Raw genomic sequence first — 23,696 nt, forward strand, 5'->3', positions numbered from 1 at the left:
GGACCGGCCTCCTTGTGCAAACGGTTCGCTGTCTCAAATCCAGCTCAGTCCAAAGATCTGTCCTTGCCGATAAAATGTTCAGTCGGCACCAATGTCTATTTGCGCCAGACCGCTTTCATCCATCAGCCGCTGCGCCTCTTCCGCCAGCAGGCGTTCGTCGGCATCGCCCGCGACGGGCACTCTGCCGACCTCAAGGAACAGCGGCGCGGCCAGCGGCGTGACGCGTGACAGGCGCAGCGTGTCGATCCGGCCGCCGACCCGGTCCAGCATCTCGCGGATGCGGCTGAAATCGACCAGCCCGCGCAAAGCCTCTTCGCGGGTGATGCGCATCAGCAGGTGATCGGGGTCGTATTTCAGCAATGTGTCATACAGGATATCCGAGGACATTGTCGCCTGCCGTCCGGTCTTGCGCTGCCCGGCGAAGTTGCGCTCTATCAGCCCGGCAATGGTGGCAGAGGCGCGAAAGGTGCGTTTCATCACCGCATTGCCCGCCAGCCAGCCTTCCAGCCCGTCCTCCAGCGCGGCCGGGTCGAACAGCGGCACCGGGTCCAGAACGGCGTCCAGCCCCCAGATCAGCGTCGCGTAATCGGTCGCGACAAAGCCAAGCGGTGCCAGACCCATCTCCTCCATCCGTTTCGTCAGCAACAGGCCCAGGGTCTGCTGCGCGTTGCGCCCGGCAAAGCCATAGACGCACAGATGTTCGCGCCCATCATGGGGGAAGCTTTCTATCAGCAATCGGCCGGGCTGCGGCAGGCGGCTGACTTCGCGTTGCAGGCCCAGCAACTGCGCAGTGTGATCGGGCAGGTCCGGCCAGTCGTCCTGTTGAAACATTCGCAGAATGCGCTGGCTCAACTGCGTGGATGTGGCGAATTTCGTGCCCATGAAATTGGCGATCTTGGGCTTGCGACCGGGATCGCGCGTGACCTCTACGGTCATGTCGCGCAGGCCCTCGTAGCGCACGATCTTGCCGCCAATCAGGAACGTGTCGCCCTGGCTAAGCGACGCGGCAAAGCTCTCCTCGATTTCGCCCAGGGGCTTGCCGCCGCGACCGCGAAACCGTACCTTGAGCGTGTCCGTATCCTGTATCGTGCCGATATTCATGCGGATCCGCTGCGCGCTGCGCGGGTCGCGCAATTGCCACAGACCATCGGCGCGCTGCATCAAGCGTTGCCACTTGTCATAGGCGCGCAAGGCATAGCCACCGGTGGCGCAGAAATCGAGGCAGTCGTCAAACGCGGCTCGGGTCAGCGTCGCATAGGCCCCGGCGCTGGTCATTTCAGCATAGAGCGCATCCGCATTGATCGGCCCAGAACAGGCCGCGATCAGGATATGCTGGCACAGGACGTCGCGGGGGCCGGGGCCTCGGGTCTCGCCGTCCAGATCATGTTCCTTCGCGGCCTCAAGGGCGGCCACGCATTCCACGACCTCGAACCGGTTGGCGGGCACAAGCAGCGCCTTTGACGGCGCGTTGTAGCGATGATTGGCGCGCCCGATGCGCTGCACCAGCCGTTTCACGTTTTTCGGCGCACCGACCTGAATGACCAGATCCACATCGCCCCAGTCGATGCCCAGGTCTAGTGATCCGGTGCAGACGATGGCGCGCAAGTCGCCGCGCACCATCGCGGCCTCGACGCGTTCGCGTTGGGTGCGATCGAGAGAACCGTGGTGAATGCCGATCGGCAGGCCCTCGTCATTCGCAAGCCACAAGTTGTGAAAGAATATCTCGGCCTGCGCGCGGGTGTTGTGAAAGATCAGCGTGGTCCTGTGCTGGCGGACCTGTTCCAGAACGGCGGGTATGGCATAGGCAGCCCCGCCGCCGGACCATGGAGGGGCCGCGTCGGTGGTCAGCATCGCGATGTCCGGATCGGGGCCGGGATCGGCGAGGATGATCTCGCAGGGGTCGGGATGGCGCGCCAGAAGCCGGGCAATGGCTTGCGGGTCTTCGACCGTCGCGGACAGACCGACGCGGCGCATATCCGGGCAAAGCGTCTGCAACCGGGCCAGCGCCAGCATAAGTTGATCGCCGCGTTTGCTTTCGGCCAGTGCGTGAATTTCGTCCACGATGACGCGTTGCAGCCCGGCGAACATGCGCGGCGCGTCCTCGTAAGAGGTCAGCAGCGCAAGGCTTTCGGGCGTGGTCAGCAGGATATGCGGCGGATCGGCACGCTGGCGTTTCTTTTGCGTGGCGGTGGTGTCGCCGGTGCGGTCCTCGATGCGGATGGCCATGCCTGCCTCGTCCACCGGGGTGCGCAGGTTGCGCCGGATATCGGCCGCCAGCGCCTTGAGCGGGCTGACGTAAAGCGTGTGCAGGCCCGGCGCGGGGTCGGCACCAAGCTCTGCCAGCGTTGGCAGGAACCCAGCCAGCGTCTTGCCGCCACCGGTGGGCGCGATCAACAGCAGCGCCGGGGCGTTGGCCCTGTCCAGCATTGCCTGCTGGTGCGGGTGGATCTGCCAGCCGCGCGTGTCGAACCAGCGCTGAAGAGGGACAGGAAGCGATGTCATCCTTGGCATGTAGTCCCGTGCGCGCCGATTGTCAGCCTTGGCTGTGGCCGTCCCAGTATACGGGTCCACAAGAAGCGGGAAGTGAAGCTTGAACTGCCCGTGTCTTGGGCCATTGGCATTGGTGCCGGTGGCCCTGTCCCGATGCGTCGGCCAAGTGCTTTCGTACCGAAAGCGCGCTGTTGGAGGAAATCTCGCGTTGGCGCGGTTGAGATGTCAGCGGAACCGGGCAGGTGACAGGGCCGCCACCGTGGTCGCGTCGAGCACAGGCGGGGTTCCGTTTAGCAACTGTGCCACCAGATCGGCGACTGCGGCGCAGGTCTGAAAGCCGTAGCCCCCCTGACCGGCGACCCAGATGAACTCCGGCTCCGCCGGATCTGCCCCGACCACCAGCGCGTGGTCGGGGGCAAAGCTGCGAAGCCCGGCCCAGTTGGACAACACGCGGGTCACGGGTGCCGTCACCATTTCCTCGTAGCGGGCAAGCCCTTCGGCCAGTACCATATCGTCGGCCCATGCGTCATGCGGCTCCATCGGGTCTGCCTCGGACGGCGAGACCAGCAACGCGCCCGCATCGGGTTTGGCATACCAGCGGTCGTCAACAGCGGCGAAAAAGGGCCAATCCTGCACATCGTGGCCCCCCGGTGCAGGCAGACGCGCCATGGACCGCCGATAGGGCTGGATGCCCAGGGGCACGATCCCGGCCAGAGCGGCGATCTGATCGGCCCAGGCACCCGCCGCGTTCACCAGATGCGTACCCGTCCACTCGCGCGCGCCGTCAGAGACGCGCCAGCGGCCATTCTTGCGACTGATCGCAGAGATACGGGCGCGGGTTACAACCTCGGCACCATTGCCGCGTGCTTCGCGCAGGAAATTCTGCAACAGCAGATCGGTGTCGAGGTCAAAGACATCCGGACGCCAGGCGGCGCGCGTGGCAGTTGCCGGGTTGAGAATGGGCACTTTTGCGCGGGCATCTGTGGCCGAGATTTCGGTCAGCCCGAAATCCACCGCCTGTGCGGAAAAACTGTCGGCCTCATCCGGCCCTCCGACCAGCAACTGTCCACGCGGCGACAGAACGCCACCGTTTGCATTGTGCAGATGGTCGGCACTGGCCCGATTGAGGGCGCGCACCACGTCGTTGCCATAGTTTTCCAGAAAGGCTGCCGCTGAACGTCCGCTGGCGTGATAGCTCAACGCATCCTCGGCCTCTAACAGGGTGACGCTGCCCAATTCGGACAGACGCGCCGCAGCAGACACCCCGGCAATGCCGCCGCCGATAATCAGAAAGTCGGTCACGCTTCCTCCAGCCGGTCAGTGGCGGGGGGCGGTGCAGGATAAAGCGCCGAGATCCGGGCATAGAGCGCGTCGTCCATCTGTAGCTGCATGGCGTCCAGCGAGGGGGCCAACTGTTCCGGCGTCCGCGCTGACAGCAACGGCACCGGCCCGGACGGATGCCGCGCCACCCAGGCCGCCGCCAGCGTGGCCGGGTCCGTGCGCAGCTCTTCCGCCAGTTCAGCCAGTCCGGACGCGGCCTTGTGCATCGCGGCGGGGCCGTAACGCTTGGTATAGCGCGCATCGCTGTCAAGTCGCCCACTGTCGCCGCGCGCGTATTTGCCCGTCAGCAACCCACCGCCAAGCGGCGAATAGGTGGCCGCAAGAATGCCTTCGGAGGCGCACATCGGCAGGAGTTCAACCTCGGCCTGACGCTTGACCAGATTATACATTGGTTGCAGCACGTCGATGCGCAGATCGAACCCGGCGGCAACAGCCTGTGCTTTCATCACTTGCCACGCGGCGTAGTTGGACACGCCGATATAGCGGATCGCGCCGCGTTGTTTCAGTTGCGCAAGCGCGTCGAAGGTTTCCTCCAAGGGCGTGTCGTTATCCCAGCGATGCATGTAATAGATGTCGACCATATCCATGCCCAGCCGTTTCCTGCTGGTGTCGAAGCTGTTCAGGATGTTGTCCCGCGTGCCGCCGCCCGGAAAATTGGCCTTGGTCGCGATAATCAGCCGGTCGCGATCCGGTCCGGCAAACTTGCCCAACAGCTCTTCGGATCGGCCGTCTGTGTAGACATGGGCGGTGTCGAAATGCACGATCCCGGCCTCGCGGCAGGCCTCATACATGGCACGCGATTGCGTTTCGTCCGCGCGACCGCCCCATTGCATTGCGCCAAAGGCGAATTGCGGACCATGGGTGCCATCGGGGCTTGTGATATGCTGGGTCATAGGGGGACGGTGGCACGGCGCGCAGGCAAAGAAAAGACCCGATCTAAGATGGATCAGGCCGCGCATTGTTCCAAAGCCGTTAGCAGAACGCCCAGACGTAAGCAGGCGCCCCAACCGGCAGGTCAGGACGCCTGAATACTGCGTATTGCGAAGGGTGGCTTAGTTCGGGATTTCTGCGGTCAGACCTTCAACATAGAAATCCATGCCCGCCAGCGTGCCATCATCGGCCACTTCGCCCTCTGCCAGCCAATCGCTGCCATCCTGCTTTTTCAGCGGTCCGGTGAAGGCATGGTATTCGCCCGAAGCCAGAGCCTCTTTCAGGGCCAGTGCTTCGGCTTTCACATCTGCTGGAACCGCGTCAGTGATCTCGCCGATGCCGACCATGCCCGCGCCGATACCGTCCCATGTGTCGGTGGATTCCCACGTTCCGTCCAGCACGGCCTGTACGCGGGCGATATAATAGGGGGCCCAGTCGTCGATGATCGACGAGACGCGCGGCATGGGTGCATATTCCGCCATGTCGGATGCCTGACCGAAGGTAATGACATTGCCCGCCTCCTGCGCGGCGGCTTGCGGTGCGGTGGAGTCGGTGTGTTGCAGCACCACGTCAGCCCCGTTTTCAATCAGCGCGCGGGCGGCGTCCGCCTCTTTTGCCGGGTCGAACCATGTGTAAAGCCAGATCACCGAAAACTCGACATCCGGGTTCACTTTCTTGGCGTGGATATAGGCAGAGTTGATGCCGCGAATAACCTCGGGGATCGGCACGGAGGCGATGTAGCCGATCTTGTTGGTCTTGGTCATCTTGCCCGCAATATGGCCTTGAACCGCGCGGCCTTCATAAAAGCGCGCCGAGTAGGTCGACACGTTGTCAGCGCGTTTGTACCCGGTGGCATGTTCGAACTTCACATCCGGGAATTTCTGGGCCACCGCGATCGTCGGGTCCATGTAGCCGAAAGAGGTGGTAAAGATGATGTCCGCCCCGGTCAGTGCCATCTGGGTGATTGCCCGTTCCGCATCCGCGGATTCCGGCACGTTTTCCTGGTAGATGGTTTTCACCTTGCCGTCGAAATGTGCCTCCATCTTCTGGCGGGCCTGATCGTGCTCGTAAGTCCAGCCGCCGTCACCCGGAGGGCCGATATAGATAAAACCGGCGGTGATCTCTTCGTCCTGCGCGAATGCGGTCGTAGCAAGGGCCAGCGCAAGCGCGGCTGAGGTCAGTAGAGTTCTTCTGTTCATGTAAGGTTTCCCCGTTGGTGGTAAATGCGACCTCTAGTGAGAGGCATGGAAAGGACGGCCAAGGGAGGCAGGCGCCGCATGCGCGCCCCGGGCCGAGATGATCACCAGCACAAGGATGGTAATCAGATAGGGCGATGCCGACAAGAGCGCGACAGGCACGTCCGCGCCGGCGGCTTGCAGGTTGAGTTGCAGGACACTGACGCCGCCAAACAGGTAAGCACCCACCGCGACACGACCCGGACGCCAGGAGGCAAAGACCACGATAGCCAGCGCGATCCAGCCCGCGCCTGCGGTCATGCCTTCGGTCCATTGCGGCACGCGCACCAGTGACAGGTATGCGCCGCCAAGCCCGGCACAGGCACCGCCGAACAGGATGGCCAGAATGCGGATATGCCGGACCTTGTAGCCAAGCGCATGGGCGCTGTCATGCGCCTCGCCCACCGCGCGCAGGATCAGACCGGCGCGGGTGTATTTCAGAAACGCCCAGACTGCGACCACGAGGGCCACGCTGAAATAGACCATGATGTCATGCGAAAACAGCATTCTGCCAAAGATCGGCAGGTCCGACAGAAGCGGGATCTCAACCTTCGGGAAGGGGGGGGCCTTCATCCCCTCATAGGGCTTGCCGATCAGGCTGGACAGGCCCAGCCCCACCATCATCAGACCCAGCCCGGTGGCGACCTGATTTGACATCAGATACTGCGTGAGCAGCGCAAATGGCAAGCTGAGCAGCGCGCCCGCCAGGGCCGCCCCGACAAACCCCAATCCCGGTGACGTATTGCTGACGGCAACGGCAAAGCCCACGACGGCGCCGGTGATCATCATCCCTTCGACGCCCAGATTCAAAACGCCGGATTTCTCGACCACCAATTCGCCGATGGCGGCCAGCAGGATCGGTGTCGCCGACACCATGATAGAGGCGATCAGCAGGACCGGATTGATAGAGGACAGATCCATCAGGCAACACCTTTCTTGCCAAAGCGTAGCCGGAAGTTGGTGAACACATCCGCCGCGAGCAGGAAAAACAGCATCATGCCCTGAAACAGCTGGATCGCCGCGCCGGGCAGGCCCAGCATCAGCTGTGCCAGCTCGCCACCGATATAGGTCAGCGCCATCAACAACCCGGCCAGCAGGATGCCCACGGGGTGCAGACGCCCCAGAAAGGCGACGATGATCGCGGTAAACCCGTAGCCTGCGTTGAATGATCCGGTAAGCTGTCCGGCAGGGCCGGTGACCTCGAACAGGCCCGCCGCACCGGCCAGCAGTCCGGCGATGCCAAGGCAGAAGAACACCACCCGCGCCGGCTTGACGCCCGAAAAACGCGCGGCGCGCGGGGCCTCGCCGGTCAGGCGGATGTTGAACCCCATGATATGGCGGCTCATCAGCAGATAGGCCCCGATCACGGCGATCAGCGCCGTGACGACGCCCCAATGCAGGCCGGTATTGGCAATCAGCTCGGCATTGAAGGCCGCGTCCCACTGCTTGAAATTGCGCGAGCCGGGAAAACCCATGCCCTCGGGGTTCCGCAACAGGCCCGACGAGACCGAGATCAGAATGCTTTGCGCCACATATGTCAGCATCAGCGAGACGAGGATTTCATTGGTGCCAAAGCGGGTTTTCAGCACAGCAGGGACCATCGCCCAGGCCCAGCCGCCAAGCCCACCGGCCAGAACCATTGCTGGAAATATCAGAAAGCTTTCAGATGGGTAGAAGGCCAATCCCGCCCCCGCGCCACAGATTGCGCCCATGATGTATTGGCCTTCGGCGCCGATATTCCAGATGCCCGCCTTGAAGCCGATCGACAGGCCAATGGCGATCAGGATCAGCGGACCCGCCTTGACCAGCAATTGCGGTCGCGAATAGGCCGCGAACTGGTCGTTGAACAGGGGGTCCCAGAAAATCACCTTGATCGCCTCGAACGGTGGCTTTCCAAGGATCGCAAACATGATGCCACCGACGATCATCGTCAGGAACACGGCAATGATTGGCGACAGCACCATCCAAAGCTGCGATGGCTGTGGTCGCTTCTCCAGCCTCAGCATCTGTGGCCTGTGCGCATTCGCGTGGACTCCCTCATGCCGGTTTGCGGATGGTTACGCGTCAACATGGGCCACCTCCATATCATGCGCGCCGCCCATCATCAGCCCGATCTCTTCCACCGTCAGCCCGTCAACCGGGCGCAAGTCCGACAGGCGGCCTTCGTTAAGCGCGCCAAAGCGGTCGCTGACCTCCATCAGCTCGTCCAGATCCTGGCTGATGACCACCAGTGCGGCCCCGTTGGCGGCAAGGTTCAAAAGCGCCTGCCGGATGGCCGCAGCGGCGGCGGCATCGACGCCCCATGTAGGTTGGTTCACGATCAGCACCTCAGGCGATTGCAGTACCTCGCGGCCAATGACGAACTTCTGCAAATTGCCGCCCGATAGTGCCCGCGCCGCTGTGCCCGATCCGGGGGTGCGGACGTCGAAGGTGCGAATGACGTCTTCGGCAAAACCCTTGGACTTGGGCCAGTTGATAAAGCCGCCAGACAGCAGCCCCATGCGGTCCGCGCCGGTCAGAACGGCGTTCTCGACCAGGCTCATATCCGGGGCGGCGGCGTGGCCCAGCCGTTCTTCGGGGCCGCTGAGCACGCCAAGCGCGCGGCGTTCCGTCGGTCCCATATTGCCAATCGGTTGATCGCGCAGCCGGATGACATCGGCCCCGGTGGTGCGTTCGCCCGACAGGGCCGCCAGCAATTCATCCTGACCGTTGCCCGCCACCCCGCCAAGGCCCAGCACCTCGCCCGCGCGGACCTGAAAGCTTATTTCGCGCAGCGGCGTGCCAAAGGCACCGGGGGCGGGCAGGGACAGACCGCGCACATCCAGCATCACCTCGCCCAATGGCCTGTCGGCTTTTTGCGGCGTCTCGAAACTGGCACCCACCATCATCTCGGCCAGCTCACGCGCCGAAGCCTCGGCCGGGGTGCAGGTCGCCACCTTTTTGCCGAGCCGCAGGATGGTGGCGTGGTCGCACAGGCTGCGGATCTCTTCCAGCTTGTGGCTGATATACAGGATTGCCGTGCCCTCGGAGGCCAGTTTTCGGAGGGTTTCGAACAGGATCTCCACCTCTTGCGGCGTCAGGACAGACGTCGGCTCGTCCATGATCAGCAGTTTGGGATCCTGTAGCAGGCAGCGAATGATCTCGACCCGCTGGCGTTCTCCGGCGGACAGCGTACCGACGGTGCGTCCGGGGTCCAGCGGCAAGCCGTAGGTTTCCGAAACCTCGCGGATCTGCCGTGCCAGATCACGCGGTTTTGGCGGGTTTTCCATACCTAGCGCCACGTTTTCGGCAACGCTGAGCGCATCGAACAGCGAAAAATGCTGAAAAACCATCGCCACGCCTGCGGCCCGCGCGGCGCGCGGCTCTGCCGGTTCAAACGCCGCGCCGCGCAGCGTCATCGTGCCGCTGTCGGGTTTGACCAGCCCGTAGATCATCTTGACCAGCGTCGACTTGCCCGCGCCGTTTTCACCCAGCAGCGCATGGATCTCGCCTTCGCGGATGTCGAAGGACACATCGTCATTGGCCACCACGCCGGGATAGGCCTTTGTCAGACCTTCTAGCCCGAGAAGCACGTCATTCATGCACAATTGTCCTTTACGCCGCTGCGGCACGCTGTTGCTGTGTCGCGCGCCAGTATGGCCGCTGCGACGCCGACCGCAATCGCCTGCGGATGTTTCCCCAACGTCGTGTCGCCAATCGGGCAATCTATGCGCGAAATTGAGGCTTTTGCATGGCCCAATGCCGCCAGACGGCTGCGAAACCGCGCCCATTTCGTGGCAGAGCCGATCAGCCCCGCGCTGGCGAATCCGTGGCCAAGCAGACGGTGGCACAGTTCCAGGTCCAGCGCGTGCGAGAAGGTCAGAATCAGGTGATGGGCGTCTTTCGGGGCGTGGGGCACCAGCAGTTCAGGTTTTGCGGCGGGCAATATTTCGACACTGGCGGGCACGTTATCGGGAAAGCGTTCCGGTCCTGTGTCCACCCAGGTGATCGCCATGCCGGGCAGAGGGGCCAGAACCTGCGTCAGCGCGCGGCCAACATGGCCTGCGCCCCAGATCCACAGCCGGATTTGTGGCCGGACAACCGGCTCGATCAGCCAACCGTCAAGGCGTTGCACCTCTGGTTGGCGTCCTTGGCTGCGGGCCGCTGCCAGCAGGTGTCGGACCGAGAGGGGTATCTCGCCGGGACCGCGTGCAATGACATCGTCGCTAAGCGTGTCCACGCGGACCATATCGTAAATCTCGGTCCGCAGAACGGTTGCGCCGCCGCAGCATTGTCCAAGCGATGGGCCAAGCGCGTGACGCACCTCATTGTCGCCGCCCGTTTCCAGCATCGCGCGGGCTTCTTTTGCGGCGCGGTATTCCAACTCTCCGCCGCCGATGGTCCCGGATTGCCCATCAGTCCAGACAAGCATCGCCGCGCCCTGTTCGCGGGGCGTCGATCCGGCAGTATCGGCCACGACCACCCGCGCGACGCTGCCATGCGACGTTACCGCGTTTCGCAATCCGTGCAGGTCAAACGCCATCACGGACCCTTTGCACCGCCGCAAGCACCCGTTCGGGTGTTGCTGGTGCGTCCAGCGCCGGATAGGCCGTTCCGCAGGCTGCCACCGCGTCTGAAAGCGCCATCAGAGCGGAAATTCCCAGCATCAAGGGGGGCTCGCCCACGGCCTTGGAGCGGTAGATCGTGTCCTCGCGGTTGTCGCCGTCCCAAAGTGCTACGTTGAAAACCTCGGGCAAATCGCCCGCTGCCGGGATCTTGTAGGTCGATGGCGCATGGGTGCGCAGTCGGCCCTTGTCATCCCAGACCAGCTCTTCCGTGGTCAGCCATCCTGCGCCCTGCACATAGCCGCCCTCGATCTGGCCTATGTCGATGGCCGGGTTCAGCGAGGCACCGCAATCGTGCAAAATATCGGCGCGCAGGATGCGGTATTCGCCAGTGAAAGTGTCGATCACCACCTCGCTGACCGCCACCCCATAGGCAAAGTAGAAGAACGGGCGCCCCTGACCTTTGATCCGGTCCCATTGCACCTTGGGCGTCTTGTAGAACCCCGTGGCGGACAGGCTGATCCGTGCCTCATAGGACAGCATGACGGCGTCTTCGAAGGCATAGGATTCCTCTGCAACGAACACGCGCCCATCGGCAAAGCGCACCTTTTCGACGGGCACCTGATGCAATCCGCCCAGATGGGCCGCGATGCGCCCGGCAATTTCGTCACAGGCGGCCTTGACCGCCATGCCGTTCAGATCAGACCCGGACGAGGCCGCAGTGGCCGAGGTATTGGGGACCTTGCCGGTATCGGTCGCGGTGATCTTCACCGCTTCCAGCGGGATGCCAAATCGTGCGGCGGCGACCTGCGCCACCTTCTGGAACAGCCCCTGGCCCATCTCTGTGCCGCCATGGTTCAGATGAACAGAGCCGTCCTGATAGACATGCACCAACGCGCCCGCTTGATTGAGATGCGTGAGCGTGAAGGAAATCCCGAACTTCACCGGCGTCATTGCGATGCCACGCTTCAGTACGTCATTCTGGGCGTTCCATTCCGCGACACGCGCCCGCCGCTGGTTATAGTCAGAGCTTTCCAGCAGCGCGTCGGTCATCTTATGCAGAATGAAATCCTCGACCGGTTGGCCATATGGGGTGGTTTGATGCCCCCCCGGATCTGGGGCCACGCCGTTTTGTGCGACTGCCCCGACAGCGCCGCGGGATGCGACATCCACATCCGCGTTTTCCGGTTTGGGGAGGTTTTCAGGGGGGCTTGTCTCTGGCTCAGTCGGGCCGGTCTTACCCGCGTCGGAATTCGCTGCATAGTAGTTCCGTTGACGGATCTGCGCCGGGTCGAGTCCCAGATCATGCGAGACGTGATCCATGACACGCTCTATCCCCACCATGCCCTGCGGCCCCCCAAAGCCGCGAAAGGCGGTGGCGGATTGGGTATTGGTGCGCAAACGGTGGCTTTCGATCCGGGCGGCGGGCAGATTATAGGCGTTGTCGGCATGCAGCATCGCCCGGTCAGCGACGGGCAATGACAAGTCCTGCGCCCAGCCACAGCGGGTGTATTGCAGGAACTCCACACCGGTCAGAACGCCGTCCTCGTCAAAGCCCGCGCGATAGTCGATGCGGAAATCGTGACGCTTGCCGGTGATGGTCATGTCGTCATCGCGGTCATAGCGCATCTTGCAGGGCTTGCCGGTCAGGCGCGCGGCCACGGCGCAGGCAACGGCGAGCGCGTTGCCCTGGCTTTCCTTGCCGCCAAATCCGCCGCCCATACGGCGGGTTTCCACCCGTACGGCATGCATGGGCTTTCCGATGGCCTCGGCCACCTTGTGCTGGATTTCGGTCGGATGCTGGGTGGAACTCATCACCAGCATGTCGCCGCTTTCCTGCGGCCAGGCCATGGCGGCCTGACCTTCAAGGTAGAAATGCTCTTGCCCGCCCATCTCGATCCGGCCCTCGACGCGGTGCGGGGCGCTATCGATTGCCTCTTCGGCGTCGCCCTTTTCCCAGATCCGCGGACCTTCCTCGAAACGCGCATCGGCGTCCAAAGCGTCTTCGATGGTCAGGATGGCGTCTCGTTCCTGATAGTCGATTTGAGCCAAACGAGCGGCCTTGCGGGCTGCAAGATGGCTGGTCGCCACGACCATGAAGATCGGCTGGCCGACGTAATGCACCGATTTGCCGGAAAGCAGCGGCTCGTCATGGATAGAGGGAGACACATCGTTGTCAAAGGGCAGATCGCCTGCTTCGAGCACCGCCACCACGCCGGAGGCGCTGCGCACCGCGGCAAGATCAATCGCGGTAATGCGGCCAGAGGCAATTTCCGACAGGCCAAAAGCAAGGTGCAGCGTGCCGACCGGGCTGGGAATGTCGTCTATATAGCGCGCCGTGCCCTGAACATGCAGCGCGGCGGAATCGTGGGGCAGAGGTTTGGTCACACTCATGGCGTCACCTCAGAGATTGTGCAAAGGCCGGATGCATCCTCCAGAAAATATCGCAGGATCATGTTGCGCGCGGCATCCAGCCTGTAGGCGGCGCTGGCGCGCATGTCGGACATCGGCTCGAAATCATTGTCCAGTTCCGGCATTGCGTCGACAACCGCCTCGCGGGTCCAAGGTTGTCCGATAAGGGCGGTTTCCAGCGCAGCGGCCCGTTTCGGAGTGCCGGCCATGCCCCCGAAAGCAATACGCGCGTCGGTGACGGTCTGGTCCTCTATGGTGAGGCTGAAACAGCCACAGACAGCCGAGATGTCCTGATCGAACCGTTTCGACAGTTTGTAGCATTTCAGCCGGTCGGGTTGGCGCGGAATGCTGACGGCCTCGACAAATTCGGACTCGGCGCGGTCCTGTTTGCCGTAATCCAGAAAGAACGCCTCGATGGGCAGGTCGCGGCGCGTGTCGCCCCGGCGAAGATGCAGCGTCGCGTCAAGCGCGATCAGCGCCGGCGGGTTGTCCCCGATGGGCGAGCCATTGGCGATATTGCCGCCGATGGTCGCTGCCGCCCGGACCTGGGCAGAGCCGTAGCGGCGGATCATCGCGGCATAGGAGGGGTGGTGGTCCTCCATTAACGTCAGAACGCGGTCCATGGTGACGGCGGCGCCGATGCGGAGGGTGTCATCGGTGATGTCGATGTCTTGCAGATCGCGGCAAAGATGCAGGAAGGCCGTGCGCGGCAGTTCGCGCAGCTGTTTCGTGACCCAGAGACCGACATCTGTGGCACCAGCGATCAGCGTGGTTTCGGGATGTTCCAGCAAAAGGGCGGCGAGCGCGTCGGAGGACCCCGGCAGAGCCGCGGCCGCCTCCGCGCTCGCGTCGGGCTGATCGCCCTCCGGCGCGGGGGAGGATGTGTCGGACCCAGTATCGGCCAGCGCGTAGTCCCGATCTGTCTTGAGCCATGCGGGTTTTGCCTGAGCCTCGGCCGCTTTTGCGGCGCGCAGGATGGGGGCATAGCCGGTGCAGCGACACAGGTTGCCTGCAAGCGCGGTTGCGTGATCGGTCTCTTCATTGGCATGGCTGGTCGCCATTGCGACCACAAAGCCCGGCGTACAGAAGCCGCACTGGCTGCCGTGATGGTCGACCATCGATTGTTGCACCGGGTGCAGCACGCCATCCGTGGCCAGCCCTTCGACCGTGCGCACAGCCTTGCCATGCAATTGCGGCAAAAGAAGGATGCAGGCATTGAGCGCATGCGTGCCCCGATCATCCGTGACCATGACGGTGCAGGCACCGCAATCGCCTTCGTTGCAGCCTTCCTTTGTGCCGGTGAGATGCTGGCTCTCGCGCAGCCAATCCAGGAATGTGGCCGTCGCGGGCACCGCCGGGGCGGACACGGTCTCTCCGTTCAGAAGAAACGTGATGTTCATTTTGAAAACCTGCCGCCTTACCCTGATGCCCCCATGAAGCGCGCCCTCGATGCGGCGTAGAAGGTGCGTGGGCCTGATTGTTTCATTATACAGGCTAGTCAGGAGGAAATCGGCTTGGCAAGGAAAAAGTGGCGACAACTGCGGAGAAGCCGGACAACTACCATGTTTGTATGAGGTCGCCGTTCAGAAAATGCAGAGGTGTTTGGAGAGGAGTCATTACAAAGATCAAGTCTTGGCCGCAATCCTATGCAGAAATTGCATAGGATTCAGTTAGCTTAACGAAACGGAAAACCTGTCGCTTGGCTTTATCACAATGACAGCGGGTCTGGGATTTGGGGTTTCCGCCACGCGCGCCGCCCCATATCGTGCCCCCATGAGCAATGATCCCCGATTCATCCACCTTCGCGTCCATACCGAATACTCGCTTCTGGAGGGCGCGGTTCGGCTAAAAAAACTGCCGGAGCTGTGCAAAGCGGCAGGCATGCCCGCCGTCGCGGTGACGGACAGAAACAACCTGTTCGCGGCGCTTGAATTTTCGGTCACGGCCAGCGGGGCAGGCATCCAGCCGATCATCGGCTGTCAGGTAGATCTGCAATTCGCGACACCCGCGCCGGGCGAGCGGATGCGAGACCCGGCGCCTCTGGTGCTGCTGGCGCAGAACGAACGTGGTTACGAAAACCTGATGAAGCTCAACAGTTGCCTCTACCTGCGCGGCGACGGGGCGCTGCCGCATGTCACGCTGGAGGATCTGGACCGCCATGCCGAAGGGCTGATCTGCCTGTCAGGCGGGCCGGATGGACCGGTGGGTTTGCTGCTGCAACAGGGGCATCGCCCCGCGGCGCAAGAACTGATGCAACGGCTGCACAAGATCTTTGCCGACGGGCTGTATGTGGAGTTGCAGCGCCATCCCGGCGAAGGCGGCCTGCCCGAAAAAGAGCGCCTGACCGAACGCGGCCATGTCGAGATGGCCTATGCGATGAATATCCCGCTGGTTGCCACCAATGACGTGCATTTCCCCAAACCCGAAATGTACGAGGCGCATGACGCGCTGATCTGCATTGCCGAAGGCTCTTACGTCGATCAGCAGGCACCGCGCCGCCGCCTGACCGCGCAGCATTATTTCAAATCGCAGCAAGAGATGGTCACGCTGTTCGCGGATCTGCCTGAGGCAATTGAAAACACCGTCGAAATCGCGAAGCGCTGCGCCTTCATGGCTTACAGGCGCGACCCGATCCTGCCGAAATTTGCCGATGACGAGGTCGAGGAACTGCGCCGCCAGGCCAATGCCGGGTTGCAGGCACGGCTGGCGGTGATCCCGCATGCCGCTTCGGTTGAAGAGTATCAGAAGCGGTTGGATTTCGAACTTGATATCATCGAGGGCATGGGCTTTCCGGGCTATTTCCTGATCGTTGCCGACTTTATCAAATGGGGTAAGGATCACGATATTCCGGTGGGTCCGGGGCGCGGGTCCGGTGCGGGCTCGCTCGTGGCTTACGCGCTGACTGTGACGGACCTTGATCCCTTGCGATATTCGCTGCTGTTCGAACGGTTCCTGAACCCGGAACGCGTCAGCATGCCCGACTTCGACATCGATTTCTGCATGGACCGGCGTGAAGAAGTCATCCAATACGTCCAGCAGAAATACGGCCGCGACAAGGTGGGGCAGATCATCACCTTCGGCGCGCTTCTGTCCAAGGCGGCGGTGCGCGATATCGGCCGCGTCTTGCAGATGCCATACGGTCAGGTGGATCGGCTGTCCAAGATGATCCCGGTCGAGGGCGTGAAACCCGTCTCGATCGAACAGGCCCTGACCGACGAGCCGCGCCTGCGCGAAGAAGCCCGCAATGAAGAGGTCGTTGCCCGGCTTCTGGACTACGGCCAGCAGGTCGAAGGATTATTGCGCAACGCCTCGACCCACGCGGCCGGCGTTGTGATCGGCGACCGCCCGATTGACGAGCTTGTGCCGCTCTATCAGGATCCCCGGTCCGATATGCCGGCCACGCAGTTCAACATGAAATGGGTCGAACAGGCGGGACTGGTGAAATTCGACTTTCTGGGGCTGAAAACACTGACGGTGATCCAGAACGCCGTCGACCTGATCCAGAAATCGGGCCGCCCCTTGCATGTGGCGGCCGACGGGACGCAGCTATATGAACCCGCCCCCGGTGCCGAAAACCAGATGAACCTCATCCCGCTGGAAGATGAAAAGACCTACAAGCTCTATGCGGCGGCCAGGACCGTCGCCGTGTTCCAGGTGGAAAGTTCCGGCATGATGTCCGCGCTGCGGCAGATGAAACCCACCTGTATCGAGGATATCGTGGCTCTGGTGGCGCTCTACCGTCCCGGCCCGATGGAGAATATCCCGACCTATTGCGATGTAAAGCACGGCCGCAAAGACCTCGAAAGCATCCATCCGTCGATCGATCACATCCTGGCGGAAACGCAGGGCATCATCGTGTACCAGGAACAGGTGATGCAGATCGCGCAGGAAATGGCGGGATACAGCCTTGGCGGTGCCGACCTGCTGCGCCGTGCGATGGGCAAGAAGATCAAGGAGGCGATGGATGCCGAGCGCCCGAAATTCGAGGCGGGGGCGGCGAAGAACGGCGTCGACAAGAAAAAGGCCAGCGAGGTGTTCGACCTGCTGGAAAAATTCGCGAATTACGGCTTCAACAAATCCCACGCGGCGGCCTATGCGGTGGTCAGCTACCAGACCGGCTGGCTGAAGGCGAACCATCCGGTCGAATTCATGGCCGGTGTGATGAATTGCGATATCCACCTGACGGAAAAGCTGGCGGTCTATGCCGAAGAGGTCCGGCGCGGACTGGATATTGCTATCGTCCCTCCCTGCGTGAACCGCTCGCAAGCGGGTTTTGACGTGGTCGATCAGCAGTTGGTCTACGCGCTGGGGGCGCTCAAGAACGTCGGCGGCGATGCTATGCAGATGATCGTGAACGCGCGCTGTGGCGAGGCGGCACCTGTCCCGGGCCCGACCCGGGACCTCGCGGCAGAGGCCCCGGATCACGTCCGGGGCGGGCAGGGCAAGCCGTTCTCGACGCTCTTCGATTTTGCGCGGCGGGTGGATCTGAAACGTGTCGGGAAACGGGCGCTGGAGATGCTGGCGCGGGCCGGTGGATTTGATCAACTCGACCCCAACCGGCGTAAGGTTTTCGACAGCCTTGATGCGCTGGTTGCTTATTCGGCAGCGATCCATGAACAGAAAGCTTCGGCTCAGGTGTCGCTGTTTGGCGAGGCGGGCGAGGATTTGCCGGAACCGCGGCTGAGCCCGGTGGCCGACTGGGTCGCGTCGGAACGCTTGATGGAAGAGCAAAAAGCCATCGGCTTTTTCCTGTCAGGGCATCCGCTGGATGACTATGCAGCAGCTTTGAAGCGAAAGGGCGTCTCGACAATTGCCGATGCGCAGGCCAAGGCAGAGCAGGACGGCGCGGCCGTCGTCAGGGTGGGCGTCATGGTGTCGGGGTTTCGCGAGATGAAATCCTCGCGCGGGTCACGGTATTTCCGGATGAATATTTCTGATCCGACAGGCCAACTGGCAGGCATCGCGATGTTCGCACGCGAGGAAAAGGACCTGACCGCTGCCCGGCAAGTGTTCGAATCCACCGACAAGGTAATCGTCACGCTCGAGGCTCGGTTCAATGACGGGCAGTTCGATCCAACCATCAGGTCAGCCGCGAAGATGGACGACATGGTCATCGACGCGGGCAGCGCGGGGTTGCGGATCTTCGTCGAGGAGGCTGTCGCCATCGCGGCTGTGGCGCAGGTTCTGGAAAACGCGTCGGGCCAGATGGAACGTGCCGCGCGCGGACCCATCCAGCTGTGTCTGATGGATGCAGGGCTGCCGGGCGAGGTGGAGATTGATCTGGAGCGCCAGTTTCCGATCACGCCCGAGATCAAAGGCGCGATCAAAAGCTTGGGCGGCGTGATGGCTGTCGAGGAGCTTTAGTCCGTAGCGGGGCTGAACGAAGTGGCGGCGTCCCGCGCAAGTCGTGCCCAATGACTTCGTCGTCGGGTGGAACCGCTTGCTGGTGACAGAACCCGCGGAACTCCGCCGGTTCGCTGGACCCGGTCGGGGGCGTTACGCTATGTTTGAATTTCTGAACGGGATGGATGTTGCTTTGAGAAGACTGTTTCTTGCGATCGCGGCGACCCTGACGCTCGCAGCTTGCGCCGACCCACTGGAACAGGTGGGACGGCTGGAAGATGTGGATATTGCCGAAGATGCCACGATGGTCGAAGCGCTGCCCGCCCCGGCGGAATCGCGGCCCGAAGGCGGTTTCTTTTCGCGGTTCTTCGAAGGCGGATCTGCCAAGGGGGCGACCCAGGGCGGCACAGTGAGTAACGGGCAGACCCTGCCATATGGCGAGGTGGGCGTGCTGTGCGGCGTGTCCGACCGCAAACTGGGAAAGGCCATCGCCCGCCACCCGGAACGTGGCCGCGGATACACGTTGTATGACAGTGCGCCGGGATCGACGGCGCCACATAGTTTTTATGTGACCGGGTTTGACGACCAATGCGCAAGGCAGATCACCGGGGCGCTGGTGATGTTCGGATCGCCTTCGATGCACGAGCAGCTGCGCTATGGATTGCCCGCGGAATCTCAACCCGTCTCGGCCACGGACGAGGCGTATGAGACGCTCAAACGCAGGGTGTGTGGTGCGGCGCGCGGCAAACCTTGTGGCAGAGGGATCGCGCGGATGGAGAAGAACACCGTCTTTGTCACGATCTACGAGAATTTCGCCAGCAACCCCCGCTGGGCCGAACTGCTTCTGCATGATGGAGAGCTGCTGGCGCAGGGAATGAAAGGCCGCTGAGCCTCGTCCGTCTCAATCATGTCCGCCTCAGTAATGTGGCGGACGTTCATCCCCAAGGACGACACCGCCGGTGCCTTCGGCCTCGCGCCCGGCTTCGCGCTGCATCAGCATTTCGACCCGCCGGGTCAGCGTGGCGATTTCCGTATCCTGACGGGCCACGACCTCAGACAGATCGTCGAGGGCGCGCATCATATGGGCGAGCTTTTCCTGAAGGGTCTCGATTTCCGTGGGCATGGGGGATCCTTTCGTCCGTGCCATAGCGCGGGCTTGCGGCTTGTGCAATCGGCGGCGCGTGACCTCGCGGAGTGCGCGTGCCGCGCACACAGTTTACAATTTGCGTACACGCAGTTGGGGCATCCTGCCCCCGGCGCGTGCCGCGACCTCCCCCGGTGGCCAAATCTCCGGACGTATCGCATTGCTTGCCCCTGTCGGAACGAGCGGCTACACGGGCGGCGCATGAGTTGGAGCCGGATGCACGCCATGGCGAAAGTGAAGAAACAACCCCGTCCCAAGGCGGTCACCCCCAAGGGGTTCCGCGACTATTTCGGTGCAGAGGTCAGTGACCGCGCCGCGATGCTGTCAAAGATTGCCGGGGTGTATCATCGCTACGGGTTCGATGCGCTGGAAAGCAGTGCGGTAGAGACCGTCGAGGCGTTGGGCAAGTTCCTGCCCGATGTGGACCGCCCGAACGAGGGTGTCTTTGCCTGGCAGGACGAGGATGACGCCTGGGTCGCGCTGCGCTATGATCTGACGGCACCGCTTGCGCGCGTCTACGCCCAGCACCGCAACGATCTGCCGCTGCCTTACCGTCGCTATGCGATGGGGCCGGTCTGGCGCAATGAAAAGCCGGGGCCGGGACGATATCGGCAATTCTATCAATGCGACGCGGATACGGTCGGGGCGGCGTCGGTAGCTGCTGATGCCGAGATTTGCGCGATGCTGTCGGATGTGCTGGAGGATGTGGGCATACCCCGCGGGGATTACATCGTGCGGGTCAATAACCGCAAAGTTTTGAACGGGGTTCTGGAATGCATGGGGCTTTCCGATGATGGCCAGCGTGACGCGGTTCTGCGGACCATCGACAAGTTCGATAAGGTGGGCGAGGCGGGCGTGCGCGAGCTGTTGGGCAAGGGGAGGCTGGATGCCTCTGGCGCCTATATCGATGGAGTCGGTCTGAGCGTTGAGCAGGCCGAACCAGTGTTGGCCTTTCTGACATCCAAGGGCGCAGACGCGGCAGCGACCCTGACGAAATTGCGCGCGGCGATTGGGGAGTCCTTGATAGGTGCTGAAGGCGTTGATGAACTCCGGCAGATTGCTGACCTTCTGGTAGCCCAGGGCTACGGCCCCGACCGGATCGTGATTGACCCGTCCGTCGTGCGCGGGCTTGGCTATTACACCGGGCCGGTGTTCGAAGCGGAGCTGACGTTTGAAATCCTCGACGAGAAGGGGCGCAAGCGTCAGTTTGGCTCTGTTGCCGGGGGTGGGCGTTATGATGACCTCGTCAAGCGCTTTACCGGGCAGGAAGTGCCTGCGACGGGCGTTTCCATCGGGGTGGACCGGCTGCTGGCGGCGCTGCGTGAAAAGGGCCGGATTCAAAGCGTTGAGTCCGGGCCGGTCGTCGTGACCGTGATGGACCGCGACCGCATGGCCGATTATCAGGCGATGGTGGCGGAACTGCGGGCGGCCGGTATCCGGGCAGAGGTCTACCTTGGCAATCCCAAGAACTTCGGCAACCAGTTGAAATACGCGGACAAGCGCAACTCGCCTGTCGCGGTGATCGAGGGCGGTGACGAGAAGGCGCAGGGCGTCGTGCAGATCAAGGATCTGATCCTCGGCAAGCAGATGGCCGAGAACGCGACGTTGGAAGAGTGGAAGGAACGCCCCTCGCAATACGAGGTCGCTCGCGGCGATCTGGTGGCGAAGGTCCGCGAGATCCTGGAGCAGCAATGAGTGTCCCGTCTTCTGTGACCCGCGCCGAAGCTGCGCGGCTGCTGGCGCTTTTCGAACAGGCCGGCGCGCAGCGTGTGGATTGCGGCATTCTGCAACCCGCCGAGGTTCTGCTGGATCTTTACGGCGAGGATATTCGCGGACGGGCTTATGTCACGCAGGACCCGTCACGCGGCGAGCAGATGTTGCGTCCGGATTTCACCGTGCCGGTGGTGCAGATGCACATGACAGGCGGGGCGGAGCCCGCGCGCTATACTTACGCCGGGGAGGTGTTTCGCCGTCAGGAGGACCACCCCGAGCGCGAGAACGAATATATCCAGGTCGGCTATGAGGTGTTCGATCGTGTGGATCCGGACGCCGCCGACGCAGAGGTGTTTGCGCTGTTTCACACCGCGCTTGCGCCGTTGGGGCTGCACCCGGCAACTGGCGATATCGGCATCCTGATGGCCGCGGTCGAAGGGCTGGACACCAGCGCGCGGCGTCGTGCCGCGCTGATGCGGCATATCTGGCGGCCCCGGCGCTTTCGGGCGCTTCTGGATCGGTTCGCGGGGCGCAGTCCCGTGCCTGCGTCGCGTGCGGCGCTGCTCCGCGCCGAAGATGCGTTGGCAGATGCCGGCCCGATGATCGGACTGCGCAGCCCGGCGGAAATCTCGGCGCGTATCGAGGCGCTGCGCGAGGATGCGCAGGATCGCCCGCTGTCCGAGGCACAGGTCGCCGCGCTCGACGCGGTTTTGGCGGTGCGTGAAACCTGTCCATTTGCGCTGGAACGGTTGCGCGACATTGCAGTGGACCTGCCCGCTATTTCGGGCGCGCTGGACCGGTTTGCGCGCCGGATCGACGCGCTGGACAAACGCGGGATCGACATCGAACACCTTGATTTCGAAGCCAGCTATGGCCGTACCTCGATGGAATATTACGATGGGTTCGTCTTTGGTTTTTACGCTGCCGGACGTCCCGATCTGCCGCCGGTAGCGACCGGCGGGCGATATGACGCGCTGACCCGTAGGCTGGGTAACGGGGCCGAGATTCCGGCGGTCGGGGGCGTGATCCGGGCTGGATTGATCGAAATTCTGGGAGGCGGGCAATGACCGTCAAACTGGGTGTGCCGTCCAAGGGGCGGTTGATGGAAAAGACGTTCGACTGGTTCGGCGAGCGCGGCGTGACCTTGTCTCGCACCGGGTCGGAACGCGAATATTCCGGCAAGGTCGACGGAGTGGACGGCGTGCAGCTTGTGCTGCTCTCGGCGGGAGAGATTCCGCGCGAACTTGCGGCGGGGCGGTTGCATCTTGGCGTGACCGGTACTGATCTTGTCCGCGAGAAGCTGGTGCAATGGGATCAGCAGGTCGAAGAGATGGCCGCGCTTGGTTTCGGATTTGCCGATCTGATTGTCGCGGTGCCGAGTTGCTGGGTGGATGTCGATTGTCTGGATGATCTTGATGCGGCGGCCTCGGCGTTTCGGGCCGAACATGGCCACAGGCTGCGCATTGCAACAAAATATCACCGCCTCGTGCGGGACTACCTGCGCGCAGGCGGCGTGGCCGATTACCAGCTTGTCGACAGTCAGGGGGCCACCGAAGGCACGGTTAAGAACCTGACGGCAGAGGCGATTGCCGATATTACCTCGACCGGCGAGACGCTGCGCGCGAACCACCTCAAGATCTTGGGAGACGGGCCGATCCTGCGATCACAGGCGACGCTGTTTCGCAGCCGCAAAGCGCAGAAGGCCGTGGCGGAACGCGCGGCATTGAAGCAGTTGCTGGACAAGCTTGGCCTTTAGGGACAGGCAAGGGACCTTTAGTTGAATGCGCCGCATGGGCTGTTCAGCGCCTGGCGCAAAACGCTGCTGTCAAAGCACGCCAATCTCGGCCAGCGCGCCCGCCAGTTCCGGCGGCAAACTGTCTTCGCAGGCGCGGCGCGCCCCCAGATCGGCGGGCGAATCTTCCGGCTGCAAATAGCGCCAGCCCTGAAAGGGGCGCTTTTGCGAGGGCGCAACACGGATGATTTCCGGGTCCAGAACGATGGCGCAGCGGCGGATGCCGTCTTCGCCGATGACCTCATCCAGTCGCAACACGCGCTGCCGACATTGCACCAGCCCCTTGATGACCCAATACAGCGATCCGCCATTGAGGATCTCTTCGCTGCGTTTTGGCCACATTCGCGTGACGTGCCGCGGTAACCCGTCGGCCGTCTGCGCACGGCGCGACGTTTGCCAGTCCGCCATGGATTCGACGCTTTCGCTGCCGACGCTGAGCTTGATGAGATTGGTGAAACGAGTCGTCATGGCGATCATTGTAGCCTGCCAGGCGGCGGCGGCAATGTCCCCGGTTCAGAAACTCTGGCACTCCCCAAAGCGTTCCGAACCGAGGATGCACCGTACAAGCGCAACAGAAACAATACTGAACATGAACGCTAAGATCATGGCGCTTGGCCTTTCGACCGGGATGCGCAACCACTCACAACAACTACAACACCCTCGCACGGCACTCTGCGAGTCAATAATCATGTTTGGGTGATTCTTGTCAATGCATTGGGAATGCTATAAAAAATATACTGTAAAGGCTGAAA

At 62.6% G+C, this 23,696-nt stretch carries 17 protein-coding genes; 5 read left to right on the plus strand and 12 right to left on the minus strand.

Features of this window, described 5'->3' with window-relative positions:
- Positions 1-78: 78 nt before the first annotated feature.
- From B8991_RS10840 to xdhA, 10 genes are all read right to left on the minus strand, one after another.
- The gene (locus B8991_RS10840) at positions 79-2,502 is read right to left on the minus strand and encodes a ligase-associated DNA damage response DEXH box helicase (protein ID WP_084353003.1); all 2,424 of its coding nucleotides are present in this window, start codon (positions 2,500-2,502) and stop codon (positions 79-81) included.
- A gap of 213 nt (positions 2,503-2,715) precedes the next feature.
- Positions 2,716-3,792, minus strand: a complete 1,077-nt coding sequence (locus B8991_RS10845; RefSeq protein WP_084353004.1) for an NAD(P)/FAD-dependent oxidoreductase — start codon at positions 3,790-3,792, stop codon at positions 2,716-2,718.
- Positions 3,789-4,724, minus strand: a complete 936-nt coding sequence (locus tag B8991_RS10850) for an aldo/keto reductase (protein ID WP_084353005.1) — start codon at positions 4,722-4,724, stop codon at positions 3,789-3,791. Before B8991_RS10850 ends, B8991_RS10845 begins: the two co-directional genes overlap by 4 nt.
- 159 nt (positions 4,725-4,883) lie before the next feature.
- A complete protein-coding gene (locus tag B8991_RS10855; protein WP_084353006.1) occupies positions 4,884-5,960 on the minus strand; it encodes a BMP family ABC transporter substrate-binding protein in 1,077 nt (358 codons plus the stop codon).
- Positions 5,961-5,993: 33 nt separating this feature from the next.
- The gene (locus tag B8991_RS10860) at positions 5,994-6,917 is read right to left on the minus strand and encodes an ABC transporter permease (protein ID WP_179141468.1); all 924 of its coding nucleotides are present in this window, start codon (positions 6,915-6,917) and stop codon (positions 5,994-5,996) included.
- The gene (locus B8991_RS10865; protein ID WP_084353007.1) at positions 6,917-8,002 is read right to left on the minus strand and encodes an ABC transporter permease; all 1,086 of its coding nucleotides are present in this window, start codon (positions 8,000-8,002) and stop codon (positions 6,917-6,919) included. The genes B8991_RS10860 and B8991_RS10865 overlap by 1 nt, the downstream gene beginning before the upstream one ends.
- Positions 8,003-8,053: 51 nt before the next feature.
- Complete coding sequence (locus B8991_RS10870) at positions 8,054-9,577, minus strand: ABC transporter ATP-binding protein (RefSeq protein ID WP_084353008.1); 1,524 nt, start codon at positions 9,575-9,577, stop codon at positions 8,054-8,056.
- Positions 9,574-10,518 (minus strand): xanthine dehydrogenase accessory protein XdhC, encoded by a 945-nt coding sequence (xdhC, locus tag B8991_RS10875; protein ID WP_084353009.1) that lies wholly within the window; start codon positions 10,516-10,518, stop codon positions 9,574-9,576. The genes B8991_RS10870 and xdhC overlap by 4 nt, the downstream gene beginning before the upstream one ends.
- Positions 10,508-12,934, minus strand: coding sequence for a xanthine dehydrogenase molybdopterin binding subunit (xdhB, locus tag B8991_RS10880; RefSeq protein WP_084353010.1), 2,427 nt, complete (start codon positions 12,932-12,934; stop codon positions 10,508-10,510). Before xdhB ends, xdhC begins: the two co-directional genes overlap by 11 nt.
- Entirely contained in the window at positions 12,931-14,352 is a 1,422-nt protein-coding gene (gene xdhA, locus B8991_RS10885) for a xanthine dehydrogenase small subunit (RefSeq protein ID WP_084353011.1), read from the minus strand. The genes xdhB and xdhA overlap by 4 nt, the downstream gene beginning before the upstream one ends.
- 373 nt (positions 14,353-14,725) lie before the next feature.
- On the opposite strand from xdhA, the gene dnaE reads away from it, so the two are divergent.
- Both dnaE and B8991_RS10895 read left to right on the plus strand, forming a co-directional pair.
- A complete protein-coding gene (dnaE, locus tag B8991_RS10890; RefSeq protein ID WP_084353046.1) occupies positions 14,726-18,316 on the plus strand; it encodes a DNA polymerase III subunit alpha in 3,591 nt (1,196 codons plus the stop codon).
- A 139-nt stretch (positions 18,317-18,455) separates the two neighbouring features.
- Positions 18,456-19,184, plus strand: a complete 729-nt coding sequence (locus B8991_RS10895) for a hypothetical protein (protein WP_084353012.1) — start codon at positions 18,456-18,458, stop codon at positions 19,182-19,184.
- Positions 19,185-19,211: 27 nt separating this feature from the next.
- Here the strand turns inward: B8991_RS10895 and B8991_RS10900 are convergent, their stop codons facing one another.
- Complete coding sequence (locus B8991_RS10900) at positions 19,212-19,418, minus strand: SlyX family protein (RefSeq protein WP_412780753.1); 207 nt, start codon at positions 19,416-19,418, stop codon at positions 19,212-19,214.
- Between the two features lie 246 nt (positions 19,419-19,664).
- Here B8991_RS10900 and hisS point away from each other — a divergent pair, with 246 nt between their 5' ends.
- Genes hisS through hisG form a run of 3 tightly spaced genes read left to right on the plus strand, consistent with a single transcriptional unit; the run spans position 19,665 to position 22,908 of the window.
- A complete protein-coding gene (gene hisS / locus B8991_RS10905; protein ID WP_084353013.1) occupies positions 19,665-21,134 on the plus strand; it encodes a histidine--tRNA ligase in 1,470 nt (489 codons plus the stop codon).
- A complete protein-coding gene (locus B8991_RS10910) occupies positions 21,131-22,219 on the plus strand; it encodes an ATP phosphoribosyltransferase regulatory subunit (protein WP_084353014.1) in 1,089 nt (362 codons plus the stop codon). The genes hisS and B8991_RS10910 overlap by 4 nt, the downstream gene beginning before the upstream one ends.
- Positions 22,216-22,908, plus strand: a complete 693-nt coding sequence (gene hisG, locus B8991_RS10915; RefSeq protein ID WP_084353015.1) for an ATP phosphoribosyltransferase — start codon at positions 22,216-22,218, stop codon at positions 22,906-22,908. The genes B8991_RS10910 and hisG overlap by 4 nt, the downstream gene beginning before the upstream one ends.
- Before the next feature lie 69 nt (positions 22,909-22,977).
- Here hisG and B8991_RS10920 read toward each other — a convergent pair whose 3' ends face one another.
- Complete coding sequence (locus B8991_RS10920; protein ID WP_084353048.1) at positions 22,978-23,412, minus strand: DUF1489 family protein; 435 nt, start codon at positions 23,410-23,412, stop codon at positions 22,978-22,980.
- Positions 23,413-23,696 lie beyond the last annotated feature (284 nt).

The organism is Primorskyibacter flagellatus, assembly GCF_900176485.1.
GTDB lineage: Bacteria > Pseudomonadota > Alphaproteobacteria > Rhodobacterales > Rhodobacteraceae > Primorskyibacter > Primorskyibacter flagellatus.

Excerpts from the sequence above, each read along its gene's own strand:
- B8991_RS10840 (WP_084353003.1), bottom strand. The coding sequence starts at position 2,502 with ATGACATCGCTTCCTGTCCCTCTTCAGCGCTGGTTCGACACGCGCGGC.
- B8991_RS10850 (WP_084353005.1), bottom strand. The coding sequence starts at position 4,724 with ATGACCCAGCATATCACAAGCCCCGATGGCACCCATGGTCCGCAATTC.
- B8991_RS10855 (WP_084353006.1), bottom strand. The coding sequence starts at position 5,960 with ATGAACAGAAGAACTCTACTGACCTCAGCCGCGCTTGCGCTGGCCCTT.
- B8991_RS10860 (WP_179141468.1), bottom strand. The coding sequence starts at position 6,917 with ATGGATCTGTCCTCTATCAATCCGGTCCTGCTGATCGCCTCTATCATG.
- B8991_RS10865 (WP_084353007.1), bottom strand. The coding sequence starts at position 8,002 with ATGCTGAGGCTGGAGAAGCGACCACAGCCATCGCAGCTTTGGATGGTG.
- B8991_RS10870 (WP_084353008.1), bottom strand. The coding sequence starts at position 9,577 with ATGAATGACGTGCTTCTCGGGCTAGAAGGTCTGACAAAGGCCTATCCC.
- xdhC (WP_084353009.1), bottom strand. The coding sequence starts at position 10,518 with ATGGCGTTTGACCTGCACGGATTGCGAAACGCGGTAACGTCGCATGGC.
- xdhB (WP_084353010.1), bottom strand. The coding sequence starts at position 12,934 with ATGAGTGTGACCAAACCTCTGCCCCACGATTCCGCCGCGCTGCATGTT.
- xdhA (WP_084353011.1), bottom strand. The coding sequence starts at position 14,352 with ATGAACATCACGTTTCTTCTGAACGGAGAGACCGTGTCCGCCCCGGCG.
- dnaE (WP_084353046.1), top strand. The coding sequence starts at position 14,726 with ATGAGCAATGATCCCCGATTCATCCACCTTCGCGTCCATACCGAATAC.
- B8991_RS10895 (WP_084353012.1), top strand. The coding sequence starts at position 18,456 with ATGTTTGAATTTCTGAACGGGATGGATGTTGCTTTGAGAAGACTGTTT.
- B8991_RS10900 (WP_412780753.1), bottom strand. The coding sequence starts at position 19,418 with ATGCCCACGGAAATCGAGACCCTTCAGGAAAAGCTCGCCCATATGATG.
- hisS (WP_084353013.1), top strand. The coding sequence starts at position 19,665 with ATGGCGAAAGTGAAGAAACAACCCCGTCCCAAGGCGGTCACCCCCAAG.
- B8991_RS10910 (WP_084353014.1), top strand. The coding sequence starts at position 21,131 with ATGAGTGTCCCGTCTTCTGTGACCCGCGCCGAAGCTGCGCGGCTGCTG.
- hisG (WP_084353015.1), top strand. The coding sequence starts at position 22,216 with ATGACCGTCAAACTGGGTGTGCCGTCCAAGGGGCGGTTGATGGAAAAG.
- B8991_RS10920 (WP_084353048.1), bottom strand. The coding sequence starts at position 23,412 with ATGACGACTCGTTTCACCAATCTCATCAAGCTCAGCGTCGGCAGCGAA.